Source organism: Roseovarius lutimaris, assembly GCF_900115165.1.
Classification (GTDB): domain Bacteria; phylum Pseudomonadota; class Alphaproteobacteria; order Rhodobacterales; family Rhodobacteraceae; genus Roseovarius; species Roseovarius lutimaris.
Genome location: NZ_FOVP01000037.1, coordinates 1 through 18,205, shown reverse-complemented (window position 1 = coordinate 18,205; position 18,205 = coordinate 1). Strand labels below are relative to the sequence as shown.

The following is an 18,205-nucleotide window of genomic DNA, read 5'->3' as shown; positions in this document are numbered from 1 at the left end:
ATTTACCAGTGGTGCTTGGATCGACGTGCTTACGGATGCAAAGATCAAGATCAGCATGGACGGCAAAGGCGCTTGGCGCGACAATCGGATGATTGAGCGGCTGTGGCGGTCACTGAAATATGAATGCGTCTACCTCAACGCTTTTGAGACCGGCTCAGAAATGCGGGCGGGCATCGGTAAATGGCTGACCTACTACAACTCTGAGCGCCCCCATTCGACGCACGGGTTATTGACCCCCGATGAGGTATACGCCAACAAAACAGAACCAATGAGATTAGCAGCCTGAAGTGAAACCCTGATCCATCTTAACAAGGCTGCAAACTGGTCGAAAAAGCAGGACCACCTCTCATCAACGAGGCGATCTGCAATTTTAGACAAGAGATTGGTATTCTGCTGAATCAGGACGGCCGCACTCTCATGCGCTTCTTTGAGATGCTTCTCGACCCGCTGCTTCACATCGGCCGACACAGTGTGCATCAAAGACTTGCTATAGCCATGCCACGCCAATCCGCTTTCGCCAAACCCCCAGCGGAGTTCGGCGGAGAGGGCCAGGTCAGTCGCTTGCGCGAGATCGCTATCTGGCCCGACACCGGCGCCGCTTGTTGGGCTGCCGTAGAAATGGATTTCAGCGGCTCGCCCGGCCAGAAGAACCTTAAGCTGAGCACGTGCCAGTTCTGGCGTCAGGATCGGTAAAGGGCGTTGTACAACCATGCCACCATGCGCTGTGAGTTGCGCCCGCTTCGGGGTTGGTAATGGCAAAAGCAAGACGGCCAGAATATGCCCGGCTTCGTGAATGGCGACTCGGCGTAGCAAAGATGGGCTGATCGCCGGTGCGAGATGATCAGCGGCCTCGGTCAGATGCTTTTGCTGCAAACTTGATTTTTCTGCGCGGGCCCGCCCCAAGGCGTCTCGGGCGAGGGCTTCAACGGCGGCGCCGGATTGTCCAATCAGGCGATCGGAAATCGACCTGAGGTCCAGCTGTTCGGTGCGGTTCCGGCCAAGGCTTGCCGCTAGGATAGCCTTGATGCCTTTCGTGTCCGGATAGGGGATATGCAGCTTCAGATCGAAACGTCCGCTGCGAATGACGGCGGGATCGATCGCATCCAAGTGGTTCGTCGCGCCCAGTAGGATCAACCCTTCAATCTCCGCAGCATGATTGATCTGCTCCAAAAGGCCATTCACGACACCGCGCATGTAAGACCTGCTCTGCCCATCGGTAGCACGGCTCGAGAAGCTGTCGATTTCATCGATGAAGAGCACCGCCGGCGCCGCCTGCGCAGCTTCATCGAAAGCAGTCGCGAGGGCAGCGAGCATGTCGCCCTGGTGCCCTGCTTTCTGGCAGTCGGCATACGACGTCGAAATGAGGGGAATGCCAGCCGAACCAGCGATGGCCTTCGCAAGCATTGTCTTCCCTGTCCCCGGCGGGCCATGAAAGACGACGCTACTAGTCACATCAGACCAGGCCAATCGGTCCTGTTGCCAATTGGTCAAATCATCCAGCATCCTATCGAGGTGATGCTGTACATCTCCAAGGCCATGCACGGCATCAAGCGTCACGGCGCTTGGGGCCAATGCTGCACTTGCGATCTCAGCAAGGCGATCCGCGACCAGCAGGGTTGTGGGTTCTTCAAATGCGGCATCGATCTGCGACGGCTCCAGCCGCCTCAGGGCAGTTTGGCTTGGGAGGCGTTTTCGGATCTCGTCTTCGGCAATCTGGCGCGTCGTACTGTGTGTCAGCCGCAGAGTTGCGAGGATCATGTCCGTCGTAAAGCCCGGCCACCTCAGGGTTCTGCGGGTCAGGCTCTGCAGCGATCTTGGCAGTTGCTGCACATGACTGCTGATAACCATGATGGCGGCGTGGTTGCGCAGGTTGCTTTCGATTTTCGTCTGGTACTCGTGTAATAACCGCGTGCGATCTTTCGCGGCCGTGGTCCGGCGCCTGTCGAAAACTTGGCAGCGCAGGTCAACACTTCTCTCAATCGAGACTTGGGTTTTCCAGTGGTCGCTGACCATCCGGATCACCTCTTCGAAAGTGCAACGCATTGCAGGTGATGCGCAGATGACATTGGTAATCCCACCTGGGCGAAAAATGTCGTTCAAAACGTCTTCGTCCTCGATCAGCGCGCTGAGACCAACAGTCGCGATGATCGCGGAGGGGCGCGGCAGGCCGCTTTGCGAGGGCAGGTCTTCATTGATGCAACGCGCCCAAGGGTCTTGCCCTTTAGCAAACTCATGCGCGATCTCAGGCTCGGACAGCGATTCAGCAACAGGTGGGCCACTCACTGCGCCAGGCCTTGTTTCGACAGTGACTGTCGAGCCATCCTCCGGTTGAGCTTGTAGGAAGTCTTGATCATCATCGTCGATCTCATCGACGACTGAATTCCACCTGAGCCATTCCGCTGTGCAGAACGCCTCAGCGCTGGATTTTGCCAGGTCCATGGCAAAATCATAATGGTTTGAGGTCGGTCCATCTCTATCATGTGTCATAGGTATTTCCTTTTCTGATCAATATTGAGCTGTTGGGGTGGTGTCGGAGGTGGTCGCGTCACAGGACGCAAGCCCAATGCCTTCAAGCGCATCATCGAAGCTGCGCCGTGGATAGGCCCGCAACCCGGGAACATCAGCCACGAGAAATGATTGTGTTTGTCTTCGATCTGCTGTGAACCTGACGACGTTTTCAGACAAAGCAACGAGGGCGAGCAGATCATAGTCGCTGCGATCATAGGGCCGAACACCAGTCGGCGACCGGTGATATCCTTTGGATACATTGAAATGAAATGCGCCGTTGCGCGGCTTAGAGCATGTCTTGATCTGAACGCGCAGCAACGCATCTGGGTGATAGACGATACAGTCTGCCGGCATAAATTCAGGTAGTTGCGCCGAGACCAGACCGATGCGCAGCAGAACACTTTCTACCAGCAGCTCACCGGCGCGGCCAATCCATTTTGCATTTGCTGAAAGGGCTCGTCTGGGAACATGCGGAAAGTCGCGAAGGTCGTGTCCAGGTGGTGGGATTTGAGGCTCGAACAGCTTTTCGAGCCCGCTTAAAGGCGGTTGAAATGTCATATGTAATGATCCTTTTGGCAATAGAGTGCCCCAACCGGCACCTTGGCACCGGTCGAGCCGAGTAAAATGACGTTGAATTAAGTGCGACTACGCCGCGATGGACTGCGACCAAGGAAGCATTGAAGCGTCCGCTTCCGCGATCTGCGCACCAGTGAGGCAGGCCATGCGATCAAGACACTCATGTGCATCTGCCAGAAGATAGTGGATTTCTGGAGAATGGAGGCGTTTCGCTTCATCGAGGCAAATCGCGCTGCGGGATAGCACATCATTCAATTCGATCAGGGATGTAGACCGGATCGCACGAGCGACGAGGCGCGACATCCGATGCAGAGCCAAGTCACCGGCGTCCTGCGGAGCAAGCGAGGCCAGGTCGTCCGCATCTTCAGCGATGGCGTGCCAGACCGCATCTGCATCTTCGGTCCAGTCAAAGGCAGGGTCATAATCAGTGTCGTCGAACCAGATTTCTTCTTCGAGCGAAGAATAAAGGTTGGATACAATATCCGCAAAACGGGGTTCAAAAAATGATGTTAGCTTGGAAGCGGCTTCCTGAGCCCGAATAGCAATGGTAGTATAAATATCAGACATGATGATCTCCTCTATAGATCTGAATGTTTAGAGCAAGGTAAGAGCACCACCTCTTGCCTTGCTCGCTATATTATGATATCATCATATCAATAAGTCAACCCTTAATTAGGATTTTTTGATATGACAAAGATGGGACGACCAAAAGTCGACACGCAAGCCGTCATGCTTCGCCTTCACAGCGACCTAGTGAAACAAATTGATGACTTAAGAAGAGAAGAAGAGGATCTTCCGACCAGGCCGGAGATGATCCGACGCATAATTGACGATTGGATGGAAAAAAATATTAAAACTGAAGGGAAAATTTAATAAGTTATTCAGAATAATATTTCATGGCAGCCGACTCATAAAACTCGATCCACAGGCGCACCGAGGCCAGCTTGATCATTGCGAGAAAGTTGCGTGAGGTTTTCTCGTACCGCGTGGCGATGCGGCGGAAAGAGGCTTTCAGGCGCCCGAAGAAGCGCTCGATTTTGTTGCGCTCTTTGTAGAGTTCGGCGTCGAAATCCTTGGGCAATTTGCGGTTGGATTTGGATGGGATGACGGCGATTGCACCCTGTTCCCTGATCATCTCACGGATCCAATCGGCGTCATAGGCCTTGTCCGCCAGCATGTATTGACCGGGTTGCAGAGTATCCAGAAGGTGCTTGCATGGGCGCGCGTCATGAGCCTGACCTATTGTTGACCCGCCGTCGCTAACTGCGTTCAATCTTGTCCTCTCTTGCCCTTGGCCGAAGGTACTTCGCCTGCGGCCTTGAACTCATCGTGCGCTTTGTCCCAGTCACCAGTCGGGAAGGCTGCCCGCACCGCCAAGAGAAAATCATTTTCTTTCAAAGTCTCGAAGGTGACGTCTTTGTAGTCCAACTCGAGCGCCATCTTTTTAATCAGATCTTCGGCAAGCGGGAAGACGTGCGCCAATTCTTCATCTAGCCATGCTTCCACGTCGCCGCCGAATAGGCCAACTGCTGCATCTGGTGGCTGCGCTTTCGCAAGCGGAGCGTAATGATCGACAATTGCCTTTCGCGATTTATCCAGCTGCTCCTGCAACTCCGCAGCGACCTTAGCCTGATGAATCACCAGCTCGGCACGTAGGGCATCTAGGCGTTTCTCGAAGTGCGGTTTCGCTGACTTCATAATGGCACGACCAAATTTCTTACCAAGCGATGGTGTGAAATCCTTTCGGAGCTTAGCGACTTTGTCAGCAAGTGGCTTGGACGACAGACTACTGTTCTTTTCGATCAGATCGAATGTTGTCTTCAATCGGCCCTCCAGTTCCTCGCCGCCGCCCAGTTCCTGGATGCTCGGTGGGATTGCGATACGTCGCCTTTCGATTGCAGCATTGTTAAGTTCTACTTCAACGTATTGAAGCCTTGCGTTGTAGACACGAACCTGTCGCGCCAGATCGAAGTTTGCCAAGGGCGCCGCAGCTATGTTTTGCTCGATCGAATGGACAGCAGCCTCACTTATTGGCTTCGATGAAATCTCGACTTTGATTTCGGACAAACGCTGCTTCTCCTCGACTGTCGTGGCCATTACGATCGCCGCCGCTTTAGCTCCAGGAGACAGCCGCGCTAGCGCTTCTTTGACTTGATCTTTCGAGAGTCGCATCCCATTCATACCCAGCTCTGCACGATCTTCTGCTTCCAGAAACAGTGCGGTCGGGGTAAATGAAAACCCTTCGCCATCGGCGACAGCCAACCCCATGCGAAGTCCGGGGGTCGTTGTCACATTGATACCAGCTACTTTCAGAGCCTTGACCGCTTCAAGATCACCAAAGCCCATTCGCAGCACACGCTCGTCGAAATCAAGGCAGACGATGATCAGATCGGGCCCGATCCGGGCTGCTGCGGCGACAAGCGCTTCGGCAACTTGAGGTTGAATTCCCGGACCCGCATAGCAGATGACGCCTTGGGCTCGACCAAAAAATTCAGCCATGTCCTGCGAAGTAAATGCCCGAAAGAATGACATTAGTTTTCCTCTCCATGTTCGCCCAATTTGATTTGGCCTAGATCAGATCCTCATGATCTGACCAGACCTGAAAGAACTTTTCGAATTATCGCCGGACATCATCCCAGAAATGCAGGCACGTCATGCGGCGTCATCAATTTCGTCGGGCGGGTAAAGAGCTACCAGCGACTGATGCAAAGCGAGCTTGGCCTCGAAACCGGGTTCGTCCCGCAGGCTTTCAATATCGAAGGCCCGACAATAGGCCAGGTCCGCGGCAGACATGTAATTGGCATGGACGAGATTTGCGGTCACTTCATCGCCCGGCACAGCAAAGGACCATAGCTCTTCATCGGCCCGGTCAGCCAGAAATCGCTGATACAACTCAAGGATCACCGGCTCCATATGCGCCTCGATGTTCCCAACCTCCTTCATCATGTCGGCAATTTCAGCGTCGATGGCAGCGCGATCATTGAAGAAGACCGTACCAGTCGGGTGGGCAATCTTGTTGCGGCGCCTCACAAACTTGGCGAATTCGCCAACCTGTTGGTTGGTGCAGCCGATAAGCTTGAGAAACCGGAATATCTGGCTTTCCTTGAGGCGGTCGTAGAACTTGAACGGGCTTTCGCAGTCCATCAGGCTGCCTTCTTCGTCAGAACGGAAACCGACCATTGCCATGGCAAATGGATCGGGCCGCGCCAAGCGAATTTGCCAGATCGAGAAGCTTACGAAGCTCATGTAGAGCAGATGAAAGGCGAGGCTGGCAAACTCGTATCGCTCGGACTGGTAGTTCGTTTGGAAGGCCGACCAGAGAAAATCGAGATACGCTTGTTCACTGGCGTTCGCCAAGGACTGAGGAAGATAGGCGCCGAGTTCCAGAGCTTCGTCCATCAGGCTACCCTCAGCTCGCGATCGTGCTCATGGTGGGCGACCACCCAATTGGCCCAAGACCTAACAAACGGTAGGAAATCGACCTCGCGCACTGTCACCAACCGATAGGTCTCGGCAGTGGCCCGCTGCTCATCGTTTTCTTCATACCGCGAAAGAAAAGCGATGTGCTGGACACGCGCGCCTCCAGTTTCAACCCCATCTTTGTCCAGGTAAATGATGTTCCCGTGAGCCAGAGCATTTCGCAGCACCCGGAACACCTCGCCCACACTCCGCCGCTGGATCGTATTTGCATCAACGGAAAAGGACGGGTGGCCACCCTCGCCCTGCCAATCCCGAGCCTCATTCGGATCGCCCATGATCCGCGAGAACCGCCACTCGCCTGGACCATTGCCTGCCCAGAAATCAGCCGCCTGCCATTTCTGCTTTTCCAGCTTCTTGAGCGCGGCTTGAAGACCGCCGCCGTCTTCTTGGTTTAGGGGATGTCTGTTGCTGGCACGCTCCCACGGAACGAGAAGAATGGAGGACGCAAGCATGACCGAGAAGGTCCCGAAAAGGTCACGATCTTGGGCGATCGGTTCTAAGGCATCTAGCAATTGCAGGCAGCGCTCGGGATATTCGGTGGCGAAGCGGTTCGGGATCATTCGGCTGCCTCCTTGGCTTCGCCCCAAACACGGGCGATGGCGGCGGCGATCTTTTTCTCGAAACGGGAGATTAGGTCGCGGTTGCCGTTGACAAGGGCCTGCTCGGTTTCGATTTCGGCGACGATTGCTTGTTGCACGTCAAGCGGCGGCACCGAGAACTTAATTTTCTTTAATGCCCCGCCGTTAAACTGCGGCTGCCCTCCGCCCGTCATAAGCGAATTTGCTTGGCTCCAGTATTCTGAACTTTGGGCGAACGCCCAGTAGAATTTTGGCGCTACTAGATTCGGCGGGAACCGCAACCGGATTAGATAAGAGGCGAAGACTGCGGGATATTCCTCCACGAACATCATGGTCTTTCCGAACGTCGCACCCGTCCGCGCAACTAGCAAGTCGCCTTGGGTTAGAAGCGATTTCTCCGCATCAGTGGTGAGATCAACAAACTTGGGATCATCAGGGCGCAACATTCCATCGGCGGAGATGTCCGTAATCCTGATGAAGCGTGCCTGCCCCTCTGCCTCTGCGCTTGCCGTGAAGCCATATTCGGGGGTACAAATTTCTCCGAGCTCCATCACCGGCCACTCAGGATCAACCGGGATGTGGGGGCGATAGTTTTCCAGGACGGCGCGCGCACCATCGATGACGCGCTGATAGCCCTTAATCTCGGCCACAATCTCACGCTGTGCTTCAAGCGGCGGGAGGGGCATTAGGAAGTTCTTAAAGTACCCTGAATGGAAGCTCTGAACAGTCACTCCCGGCTTAATGCCCTCGGCCAGTATTTCCTTGCTTCGACATTTTAGGTTCCAAAACAGGAAATGTGGCAGAAGCAGATCACTTTCCGGCACCAGTGCGACCAAGTCTTGATTGAAACACATCTCGCGCGCGGCAAGTGCGACTGGAAAAGAATGTTGCAGGATGCCTGAGCGAACCACGCACAAGATAGTATCCCGCTGAACCAAAGACGTCGCACTTTCCGCTACTGCATCTCGTGACACATGATCAATTGTATCAAAGATCACATCGGACTTCATGTCTTTAGGGGATACCCAAGGAATATCCCCTTCCCAAAAGGCTGAGTTGGCCTTTGAAGGTGTTCCGCCACTCAGTCTCTTGGTTACATCCCCTAGAGGAACCATCGGCCAAGCGCGCTTTACTGCGATCTTTTCCTTGTAACGCTCAACACTCAAGTTGAAGTCACCGTCCTCAGCCAGCTTCGTTCGTGCGACTGCCTCACCGAGCGGGCTGTGCAATTCTACACCGCCACCCGCCCGAGCGTCTTGCAACCAAGCCGAAAGATCAGCCTTCACCTGCGGCAGGTTCGAACCCTTTACGCCTTTGCGCTGCGCACCGAGGGCAAATCCGTCATTCTCGATTTTGAAAAACGCTACTTGCTTACTGGCCTTGGCCACGGCGCGGTCAAGGATCAGGATCGAGGTTTTCACGCCGGAATAGGGGTTGAAGACGCCAGCAGGCAGCGAGATGACCGCCGCGAGGTGGTTCTCCACCAGCATCTTGCGCAGGGCAACATAGGCACTTTGGCTCTGAAAGATGATCCCCTCTGGAACGACAATCGCGGCACGACCTTGGGGCGACAGGTGTTCCGCGATGTAGTCGACAAACAGCACTTCGCTGCGTTTTGATTGCACCTGAAACCGCGTGTGCGGTTTGATCCCACCTTTGGGCGACATGAAGGGCGGGTTGGCGAGGATGACATCGGCCATCTCTTGCCACTTATCTTCGGATGTCAGGGTGTCGTACTCTTCAATCTTGGGATCAGCAAAACCATGCAGGTAGAGGTTCACAAGGCTTAGCCGCACCATATCGGGCGAGATGTCGTAGCCATAGATGTTGTTGGCAAGGCGCAAGCGATCCTCTTGGGACAGCTTGTCACCGGGATAGCGCAAAGGGCTTTCCAGCGCCTGCTCGGCGGCGTCCTCGCCTTCGGACATCGTCGACGCGCTGGGCGCGGTCGTCGAGTTCTGTTTCAGGATGTGCTTGTAGGCCGAAATCAGAAAGCCTGCCGTGCCACAGGCCGGGTCCATGATGGTCTCGGTCTTCTTCGGGTCGATGATCTCAACCATGAAGTCGATGATGTGGCGGGGCGTTCGGAATTGGCCCGCGTCGCCCTGGCTGCCCAGAACCGAAAGCAGGTACTCAAACGCATCGCCCAGCTTTTCGCTGTGATCATAGGTGAAGCTGTTGATCTCGCGCAGGAACGACCGCAGCGTTTCGGGGTCGCGGTAGGGCAGATAGGCGTTGCGGAAAATGTCCCGAAACAGCTTTGGCAGCCCGTCATTCTCGACCATCTTGGTCAGGGCTTCTGAATAGGTGTTGAGCATGTCTTGCCCCGACACGCCAGGGGCAACCAGTTTAGCCCAACGGTAGCGTTCATAGTCTTTGGTGAAGAACCGTCTCTCGCCGCCCAACTCCTCGGCCTCTAGGTCCATGTCATCCATGAACTTGTAGATCAGCGCGACGGTGATTTGTTCGACCTGACTTTTCGGATCGGGCACTTTACCGACAAGGATATCGCGGCAGGTGTCAATTCGGCGTTTGGTGTCAGTGTCTAACATGAGGGTCTTTCATCAAAGGAACGGGTTCAGGGACACATAGTCCTTGATGTATTCGGGGATACGTTTGCGCCACGCGGCGGGCACCTCTTTGAGGTCTCGCGTGGTGAAACTTGGGTTTACGTTCAGATCGGCGAAATGGCCAGCATCGATCTTGGCACGGACATGGCCATCGCGGATGTAAGCCTCGAAGAAATAGCGCATTTCACGGATGCGGTCGGCCTCTTCGGGCTTCTGATCGGCGAGAAACTTCTGGAATTCATCCTCGATCAGTTCGGCTTTATTCTTGAAGCCGGGGATGAAGCCGAACGCCTTTTCGACAAGTTCCCGCACCGAGATGCGGCGGTCCACCCCAGCAGCCTTGCGGAGCTTCTCAAGGGTGTAGAAGTCGTTGGGCTTGTCGAAGAGTTCTTCGATGACGTGGCGGGTTGCGGCTTCCCAATTCTGGGCTGCGACTAGATCGGACAGTGTTGTGTCAGCTCGGGCAGCCGCCTCGAATTTGCGGAACAGTTCGCGATCGATCCGCATACCATCGGCGCCGATCTGTTGCTCAACCTGGCTGACAACATCGTCGGGATCAAAATGCTCGTAGGTTCCAATCCCACCCGGCCCGGTGGTCTGCCCATCTCCCCCTTCGCCGCCCGATGACAGCGGCATCGTAGACGGCATGGGCAGCGTCAGTTCTTCGTCATAATCGAATTTTTCTTCGAAGTATTCGCAGTTGGCGAAGAAGTCGAAGAGGCGGTAAGCGGTCTTCTTGACCTCCCCCATCTCCGCGCGCCTGGCAGGATCGAACATTTCCTCGGCAAAGTTGTGCTTTCGGGTTCCCCGGCCCTTGATCTGTACAAAATCAGACGGGGAAAAGATTGGACGCATCAAGGCAAGATTGAGTAGATCGGGGCAGTCATAGCCTGTCGTCATCATGCCTACCGTGACGCAAACTCGCGCCCGGCTGGTGCGATAGTTCTCTTCAAAGCTACTGTGACCGCCCAGATTGTTGTTGGCAAAGTTGACGGTCATTTTCTGAGAATCAGTAACGTGGCTTGTTACCTGCATTGCAAAGTCGGAATTATATCGTCCGGGCCAAAGTTGATCAGCCATCTCGTTCAGGATCTGCACCACCTTTGCGGCGTGGTTCTGGCTGACCGCGAAAGCTATGGTCTTCCCGAACTCGCCCGATATCGGATCACGTGATCCATGTTGGAGAAGCGTCTTGCAGAATGCGCGGTTGGTTGGTTCCGCAAAGAATTTCTTCTCGAAGTCCCTTCCTGCAAACGCTTCTTCAAGTTCGTTGCCATCCTCATCGGTCGATGTGACAATGAACCCCGCATCAGAGAGTAATTGGGTTGTGACTCCGGTTCGCGCATCAACCACGTAAGGATTGATGAGAAAGCCACCCCTTACACCATCGATCAAAGAGTACCGAAAAGTCGGCTCCCCAGTATCGCAGCCAAAGGTGCGGTATGTATCAAGCATCATTCTTCTCTCTGTTTCTCGCGCATCGCGGACAGAGTTTCCGTTGCTTGGTTGCTTTAGATAGTCTTTAGGTGTCGCTGTAAGGCCAAGCTTATAACCGATGAAGTATTCAAACACAGCTCTGGCGTTTCCGCCGATCGAACGGTGCGCTTCATCAGAGATAACAAGATCAAAATCCGTTGGCGCAAAGAATCGACGAAACTTGTCATTGAATAGAAGCGACTGAACAGTCGTGACCACAATGTCAGCTTTGCGCCAGTCGTCACGCTGCTCCTTGTAAATCACCGAAGTGAAATCATTTTTTAGATATGCTTTAAATGCCTTATCGGCTTGTACCTCCAACTCCAGGCGGTCCACGAGAAAGAGCACTCGCTTTGCATTTCCAGTCCTCAGAAAGAGTTTTGTGATGGCAGCAGACGTAAGTGTCTTTCCAGTACCGGTTGCCATTTCAAAGAGAAAACGGGTCGCCCCCTTTAGAGCATCTTCCTGAATCCTCTGAATTGCGCGCTGCTGGTACTTACGAAGAAATCGCAGTTTGTGTTTTTCTATAAACGCATCGCGCTCTTCTTCAACTCGCCAGCTTGCTTGAGTTTCGTAACCGGGCAATTGCGTCAAGGCAATGTAATCAAGACCAACTTTCTCTGCGGCCAGCCTCTTGGCATCTGGCGCGAAAGCATAATGATTTCCGATTTCGGTTGGGCTTGGAAATTTTGAGATTACTGTCGGATTTCCCTGCTCCAAGTCCCAGAGATAGTGTATATTTCCGTTGCTCAAAATCACGAAACGCGCGTTTTGAGATCGCGCATATTTCCTTGCCTGCTCCTTGGCGGACAGCGGATTTTTTTCTTCAGACTTTGCTTCCAGAACGATCAGAGGCTTCCCCATTGCATCCAGCAATAGGAAGTCGACAAAGCCATTCGTGACTTTTTCTAAATCTTCCCCGAGTGCAGTCAAATCCTGTGGCTGCAGCTTCACATTCGGCTCTAGCACAATGTTAGCAGGCCCATTTGGCTCGTCGAAGAAACGCCATCCTGCTGCCTCTAGCATCCGGTTAATCTTTATACGTGCTGTCGCTTCTTTGCTTTTCAAGAATTAGTTATCCCGCCCCAATGCGATGCCTGATGGGCATCACCTTCATTAATAAGGACGCGTCGAGCACGCACTCCCCTTTAGATTGACCACGGAAACGGCATTGCTGTCAAAGTGCTTTCCTGACGGTAGTGGCTCAATTCTCCCCTAAGCCCGGCGCAATTGCGCGGGGTGACGCAGCCGGGCGGTGATTTGCTGCTGACGTGGCTTCGGCGCACCCGGGCGAGCAGTGGCGATAGCTGGGTGTTGGTCGAAGTGCCTCTGGGCGAGACTACCGAAGCCTATGATTTGGAAGTCCTGAACGGCGCGGCAGTGGTGCGGACGGTGAGCCCGCGATCGGCGCGCTACTTACCATTTGTTCAATAATTTGGTCGGTAGCCGAAAAACGATCGCGGTAGGTAAATTTCCCATGGCAAATATTCGCTGAAACGAACGTGTTCACTTGCTGCAGGCTGGACCTACTTATTGGAAAAGACCGCTTCCAAGACTGATCCATAATCTTGAGACAGACGTCATCTGCCTTGACCTGAACTGTCGAAGACATGAGTTGAACGGCGGGTTCCAACAGACTCCACTGGATCAGGCGCTTTGACGGGTTAGGAAACCCGCTCAGCAATTGGCTATACGTTGGACAAGTTGATCTGCGCGCACTCACTCCCGTGAGTGCCGTTTGGGGTCCAGCAATGATATGAAAAAAAGTTCAATGCTAGAAACCAGGCCGCTGCAGGCTTTCAATGGTGACCCGGATCATCGATTGTGTTCGCTCGCGCCATTTTTGTCCTCGATAGAACATTTTTCTTGGCAAGACTTGACCATGCCGGTGCTCAAGCGCATCCTTGCTCACCAATCGGACCGACAGAAAATCGCGCTATGTTCTCCCTGTGTTCTGTGCTAGGGTTCAACTAGATATTGACGCTTCTGCAGCACCGTATACTATCTGAAGTGAGGCTGCACAAAATGTGGGTAGAAAATTGGAAATGTTAGCGACGAACACGACAGGCCTAAATCCGAACGCAGCGATGACTCCAGATAGATTTGTCGAGGCCATAGTCGCAAACTTGGTCACAAGAGATTGGCGTGGAATCTCACCTCGTGACCCCAAAACTCGGCAGGCCCTTTCAAATGTTGTTGACCTCCTTGATGAAGCAATCGCAGAATTTGAGGAAAATCAGGTCAAATGGAGCGAGCTTGTTCAGTGGGTTAGAACTGCGAACCGAGTTCGGCCGTCTTCACTTGGGGGGGTCGAGGGATGGGAGCACCAGTTAAGGTCGGCACAAGGATATTGGACGAAAATTAATAATCCCAGCTATGAGGTTGTAGACTTCGCGATTTCCAAGACTTCTGCCGCAAACGAACTCGCCAAACTCTCGGAAGATCAGAAAAAATTGATTAACAAGGCTGTCGACGTGTTTTTGTTATCGCATTCTGAAGCTAGCTGAGCGCTCAATTGTCTGAAAGAAGCGCAGCAAAGGCATCATTCAAATCAAGGGTAGAAGGGGCCAGACAACTTAGCCTCGAATGGTTTGAGAACGCTTCCTTTGCATCTCATATCGAACTCGCTCTCGACGAGATTGGCTTCACGCAGGACTACGTGAACTCCTGTATTGCACTTGGCGAACATCGTCCAAACAAAGAGAAAGCAATCAAGGACTCCGTTTGGGGCATGATGCTCTTTGATGGGTCGTCTATGCGACTAATAGACTCTCCCATACTCCAGAGAATGCGGAGAGTTCGTCAATTAGGCTTCTCTTTTTTGACTTACCCGTCCGCTGAACATTCGAGATTTCCACACTCGATTGGCATGGCGCACGTTGTATCTCGCTTCGTCGATGCAATCGACCGAAAGCGATCTCCCTCTGAAATGCAGGACGGACTAGACGGATACAAGACATTCGCTGATTTATCCCCTCTAACAAGAGAAGAGATGATCCACGCAGCCATCATGCACGACGTTGGTCACCTGCCATTTTCACATGCTCTCGAGAGTGCGATCATTGCAAGTAAAGAACGATTTGAATTTGGTGGTTGCTCCTATCAGGATTTCAAAGACTTGGCTGAGTACAAATTAAAGGCCGAGATATCTCTTTCTGAGGCGCTTTCACTGGCCGTGGTGTTGTCACCACGTTTCGGAAGTTACTATTCCAATTATGTGCGCTCGCAACCCGACGAGGACGCGCAGTTTCGCTTAGCTTGCTTAATCGCGGGACAAAGAGTCTCAGACAAGTGTGGTAACATTCAAGACATCATTTCTTCTTCGTCAGTCGACGCTGACAAGATTGACTATGTTAACCGCGATGCCGAGGCCTGTGGTATTCCTATCGGTGTAGATGTTTCGAGGGTTTTTCTCGGTAGTAGCATGATCGGCCTTCAAGACTGGAAGGCCAAAGAACTTGGATACGGAGGTGGTGACCGCATGGTCTTCGCCCTAAACGCTTCAGGCTGGGACACATACGATGAAATAATAAGAGCTCGGTCTGTTTTGTACCAGCGCGTGTATTTACACGCGGTAACAAGGACCTCCGAAGCAATCGTTGCAAGGGCATTGAAGCTCAACTCCCAGTATTCTCTGGAGACCGGGACAGGAGCAGATGCACGCTATAAAGACGCTGTGTTTCTTTGGTCTCATACCGATGAGTCCTTTCTGACAGGTCTATCTGGCGTAGAGAATAAAGAAATCTCGCAGCTTGCGCTCTCGATTATGCGGAGAACGCTTCCCAAAAAGGCATGTGCCCTTGGCGCGGTAATCCTAGAAAGACAGATACCGATTGGTTCAATTCTGCCGCGGCTATTCGGCCCAAAGTCGGGTTCGGATAGTGAGGCCACCTTAGACAAAACGGTTTCTTCACCATTTCAGGATCTCTTCACTCGTGGCGGTGACGACCTTATCGATAGTGTCGATTTTGAGAACCAAATTCGATCGGAAGTTGAATCTATTTCAGCAAAGATTAGAGAGGTCGAAGCTGGACGGGGGAACAAGAACAAAAAGGAGAGGAGCCTAATTCCCGAGGGGGAACCGCCACAGGTCTTCTTTATCGCAATTGCAGCCCTTGACCAAAAACTGATTGAAGCGCCAGTTTTTCAACACGGGGAGCTCTTGACGGCCGACAACTTCACCAATGTAAGGGGGGTGAGCGACGCTGGCGATTTCTTTCGCCAAATCGGCTTCATAATGGCGGCATCCGAATGGCGGGAAGTTGTGTGCCTTGCTACACGTTCAGTAGTCTTTCGCAGGTCAGAACAATTTAGCAGAGCGTCAATTTCCATCAAGGGAGATTCCGAATTCAGTCTTACAAAATCGCCGCAGGAATTTTCTGTATATCCTTTATCTATAGTCAACCTTGACGCAGTAACACGGCGAACCAGCATCAACGTGAAACGTCTTAACAGGATTAATGATACACTGATAGCTGGTGGGTATTATGATCATGTTCCTCTTTTGGCACCGAAGTTTGATTCTGAAGAGGCGGCAAGCGCAGCCGAAAAGTACGGAAAATTCAATGGAGAAGGTGGTTGGACGATTGACAACGAGACCACGACGGCTTTTCTAAATCAATTTCCACCGAAACTTAGAGAGGACATGGTTAAGCTTCTTGCCGAAGGTACGTTCTTGGACCGGAATGAGGTCCTAACGAAAGTCCGCATCGCTATAGACAATTTGAAGAGTAGAGTCGCTGGTAGGTCTTACCTAGTTCCGCTTTCTGCAAGCAGCGGGGGAGAGACTTGGTCAGTTGCGATGAAAGAATTTGCTTCAGACGATAAGCTATCTGCAGAGGCTTCTCTTTCGTCCGCGCTCAGAAGTTGCGGACCAGATGACCAGATCATTTTTGTCGATGACAACGCTGCTTCAGGTACGCAGTCTTGTGCCCAACTCTATTCTTACTGCGTTGCCAACAAGGACGAATGGCCTGAAGAGTATCGGAAAGAGAATGCTCTATTCGGGCTCTTGTCCGAAGAAGAAATTAAACAGTTCAAAACCGTCCCGATCGGCATAGCAGTGGCCGTTGGCCACCAAACTGCTCACGAGAGGCTTGAGGCCACTTGCAGCGACCTTGGTATTTCTCATTTCTCCGGAATTGAGTATGCAGAGCAGATAGGAGAGAAAGTCCACATTCCAACAGAACTGAAAGAGTTTCTTTTATCGGTTGGCAAACAGCTCTTTGCCTTGGATAGATATCAAACAAAATTCGACGATCTCAGCTCTGAAAAGCGGGCGAAATGTCAAGAATATGGTCTCGGTTATAGCGGATTTTGCGGGTTAACCATCCTTGCTTCCAATGTACCAACCTCCACACTTACACCGATTTGGATGCCGGGCATTGTCAACGGACGCCCTTGGCAGCCACTTGCAATTCGCTGGGGAAGACTGCGAAATCTCACTTTGGCTTAGAGCCACTGACTCTGTATTTCCTTGCTTTGGGATGAGCATCAACGGAACTTATCGCCGCTGCGATCTTTTGGAGTGGGCCGAGACACGTCGCCGCGCGAACACGACCTACGGCGCAAAGTATTGAGTTTTGCCCGTGCGGGGTTGGCAGCGCCGCGCGGGATTTTGGGGCCGGATGGCTTCAACAGGGCGCGGGGTCAAATGCCATCCCGCGCCCATATTACATCCAAATTCAAGATCACGGAGATACCACCATGTCAAACCTGCTGACCACAAGATCAAGATTGGCCTCGTAACGGCGACAATCTGGAGCAATGACGGCTTCTATTCAGTCGATCTGTCACGCTCTTACAAGACCGGCGAAAACGAATGGAAAAACACATCGGGCTTTTTTCAGGCCGATCTGTTGAACGCCGCCAAATGCGCTGAACGCGCTGAAATCTGGATCAGTCGCCAGCTTTCCAACCGTCAATGACAAGCGCCGGGCCTCTGCGCCCGGCCCCAAAACAAAAGCTGCCCCGCCGGAGGCTCTTCTTCGGGCGCGGCAGCGCCCGCACTCCCCTCACAACAGCGACCAACGGCGGCGATGCCGCAAAGAGGGGGGTCTTGTAACACCCCCCTCTACCAATACAAAATCGTAAGGCAGCGCAAATGAACGCGGATATTCTGCACAGCGGCTTTGACGGGCTAAGACTGACCATCGAAACCGATATTCCCCCGGCCTTTCGGGAACGCCTGAGCGCGGCCAAGGCCGAGGCGGTTGAGACCAACCGCGATTGCATTCTGACCTTTGACGAGATTAGCCTTGGTGTGCGGCGCAGCGGCGGCATGGCATTCTCTGCCCATACCGGCGACATGGGCGCGGAATGGTATTTTCTGGACCCGGAAAACCGCCCGGCGAACAATCCCGGCATTACCGTTGATTTCCGGGCTTTCCTTCTGGCAACCGGAGGCCTCAAGGCGGCGCAAGATCACCTTGAAGCCTGCATGCGAGCATTTGGTATCCTCTATGGTGAAAACCAAGTGCGCGTCACCCGCACCGACTTTGCGATAGACTTTCTGGCCCCGTGGTTCGAGCCGGATCGCAATCACCTAGTCTTGCCGCCCAAGACCAAAGCCGTGGAATTTACCGGCCCGTCAGAAAGCGAAACCCATGCGTCGGGAACCCGCGTGACCGGCCTGCGCGCGGGCAAGGGCGAAAGCCGCCAGCTCGTGATCTACGACAAGCGCGCCGAGGTAATCGAAAAGGGCAAGGCCGGTTGGCTGAAAATCTGGAATGCGAACGCGCAAGTAAATGGCTGACTTCATTGCTTGAACGCAAACCAGCGCGCCTTGCAACCGTCGCTATGGCCAATAAAACAGCAAGGATAGTCTGGGCAGTTTTAACCCGCAACGAACCTTACAACCCGCACACCGCTTGAGAGGAACAGAAACAATGAGTTAGCAAGACCTGCGAAATGATGGTGCATAAGAGGTGGTCCTGCTTTTTCGACCAGTTTGCAGCCTTGTTAAGATGGATCAGGGTTTCACTTCAGGCTGCTAATCTCATTGGTTCTGTTTTGTTG

Annotated in this window: 14 protein-coding genes and 2 pseudogenes; 6 read left to right on the top strand and 10 right to left on the bottom strand. The window is 53.1% G+C overall.

Annotated elements, in window-relative coordinates; genetic code table 11:
• The coding region (locus BMZ91_RS19650) for an integrase core domain-containing protein (RefSeq protein ID WP_143076275.1) at positions 1–286 on the top strand (286 nt) is incomplete at its 5' end.
• On the opposite strand, the gene BMZ91_RS19645 is transcribed toward BMZ91_RS19650, so the two are convergent.
• The 3 genes from BMZ91_RS19645 to BMZ91_RS19635 form a co-directional block, all read right to left on the bottom strand.
• Positions 193–2,487 (bottom strand): AAA family ATPase, encoded by a 2,295-nt coding sequence (locus BMZ91_RS19645; RefSeq protein WP_092842300.1) that lies wholly within the window; start codon positions 2,485–2,487, stop codon positions 193–195. The genes BMZ91_RS19650 and BMZ91_RS19645 overlap by 94 nt on opposite strands.
• Before the next feature lie 18 nt (positions 2,488–2,505).
• The gene (locus BMZ91_RS19640; RefSeq protein ID WP_092842299.1) at positions 2,506–3,066 is read right to left on the bottom strand and encodes a PDDEXK-like family protein; all 561 of its coding nucleotides are present in this window, start codon (positions 3,064–3,066) and stop codon (positions 2,506–2,508) included.
• Positions 3,067–3,153: 87 nt separating this feature from the next.
• Entirely contained in the window at positions 3,154–3,651 is a 498-nt protein-coding gene (locus tag BMZ91_RS19635; RefSeq protein ID WP_092842298.1) for a hypothetical protein, read from the bottom strand.
• 120 nt (positions 3,652–3,771) lie between these two features.
• On the opposite strand from BMZ91_RS19635, the gene BMZ91_RS19630 reads away from it, so the two are divergent.
• A complete protein-coding gene (locus BMZ91_RS19630) occupies positions 3,772–3,957 on the top strand; it encodes a ribbon-helix-helix protein, CopG family (RefSeq protein WP_092842297.1) in 186 nt (61 codons plus the stop codon).
• Between the two features lie 4 nt (positions 3,958–3,961).
• Here the strand turns inward: BMZ91_RS19630 and BMZ91_RS19625 are convergent, their stop codons facing one another.
• The 7 genes and pseudogenes from BMZ91_RS19625 to BMZ91_RS22135 all read right to left on the bottom strand — a co-directional run.
• Complete coding sequence (locus BMZ91_RS19625; RefSeq protein ID WP_092842296.1) at positions 3,962–4,357, bottom strand: IS5 family transposase; 396 nt, start codon at positions 4,355–4,357, stop codon at positions 3,962–3,964.
• Positions 4,354–5,616 carry a hypothetical protein gene (locus BMZ91_RS19620; protein WP_092842295.1) on the bottom strand — a complete coding sequence of 421 codons (1,263 nt, stop codon included), beginning with the start codon at positions 5,614–5,616 and terminating at the stop codon, positions 4,354–4,356. The genes BMZ91_RS19625 and BMZ91_RS19620 overlap by 4 nt, the downstream gene beginning before the upstream one ends.
• A gap of 120 nt (positions 5,617–5,736) precedes the next feature.
• A complete protein-coding gene (locus BMZ91_RS19615) occupies positions 5,737–6,483 on the bottom strand; it encodes a hypothetical protein (protein WP_092842294.1) in 747 nt (248 codons plus the stop codon).
• A complete protein-coding gene (locus BMZ91_RS19610) occupies positions 6,483–7,124 on the bottom strand; it encodes a hypothetical protein (protein ID WP_092842293.1) in 642 nt (213 codons plus the stop codon). Before BMZ91_RS19610 ends, BMZ91_RS19615 begins: the two co-directional genes overlap by 1 nt.
• Positions 7,121–9,694, bottom strand: a complete 2,574-nt coding sequence (locus BMZ91_RS19605) for an N-6 DNA methylase (RefSeq protein WP_092842292.1) — start codon at positions 9,692–9,694, stop codon at positions 7,121–7,123. Before BMZ91_RS19605 ends, BMZ91_RS19610 begins: the two co-directional genes overlap by 4 nt.
• A gap of 12 nt (positions 9,695–9,706) precedes the next feature.
• Positions 9,707–11,908 carry a DEAD/DEAH box helicase family protein gene (locus BMZ91_RS19600; protein ID WP_425441609.1) on the bottom strand — a complete coding sequence of 734 codons (2,202 nt, stop codon included), beginning with the start codon at positions 11,906–11,908 and terminating at the stop codon, positions 9,707–9,709.
• Positions 11,906–12,214, bottom strand: a pseudogene (locus tag BMZ91_RS22135) (type I restriction enzyme HsdR N-terminal domain-containing protein); the annotation flags it as partial. The pseudogene BMZ91_RS22135 and the gene BMZ91_RS19600, both read right to left, overlap by 3 nt.
• A gap of 1,019 nt (positions 12,215–13,233) precedes the next feature.
• Here BMZ91_RS22135 and BMZ91_RS19595 point away from each other — a divergent pair.
• The 4 genes and pseudogenes from BMZ91_RS19595 to BMZ91_RS21255 form a co-directional block, all read left to right on the top strand.
• Positions 13,234–13,695, top strand: a complete 462-nt coding sequence (locus BMZ91_RS19595; RefSeq protein ID WP_092842290.1) for a hypothetical protein — start codon at positions 13,234–13,236, stop codon at positions 13,693–13,695.
• Positions 13,696–13,703: 8 nt separating this feature from the next.
• Positions 13,704–16,643: a phosphoribosyltransferase-like protein gene (locus BMZ91_RS19590; protein ID WP_143076412.1), complete on the top strand. Its 2,940-nt coding sequence runs from the start codon at positions 13,704–13,706 to the stop codon at positions 16,641–16,643.
• Between the two features lie 648 nt (positions 16,644–17,291).
• Positions 17,292–17,942, top strand: a complete 651-nt coding sequence (locus tag BMZ91_RS19580) for a hypothetical protein (RefSeq protein WP_177193934.1) — start codon at positions 17,292–17,294, stop codon at positions 17,940–17,942.
• Positions 17,936–18,061: pseudogene (locus BMZ91_RS21255) on the top strand (IS110 family transposase); the annotation flags it as partial. The gene BMZ91_RS19580 and the pseudogene BMZ91_RS21255, both read left to right, overlap by 7 nt.
• Between the last annotated feature and the right edge of the window lie 144 nt (positions 18,062–18,205).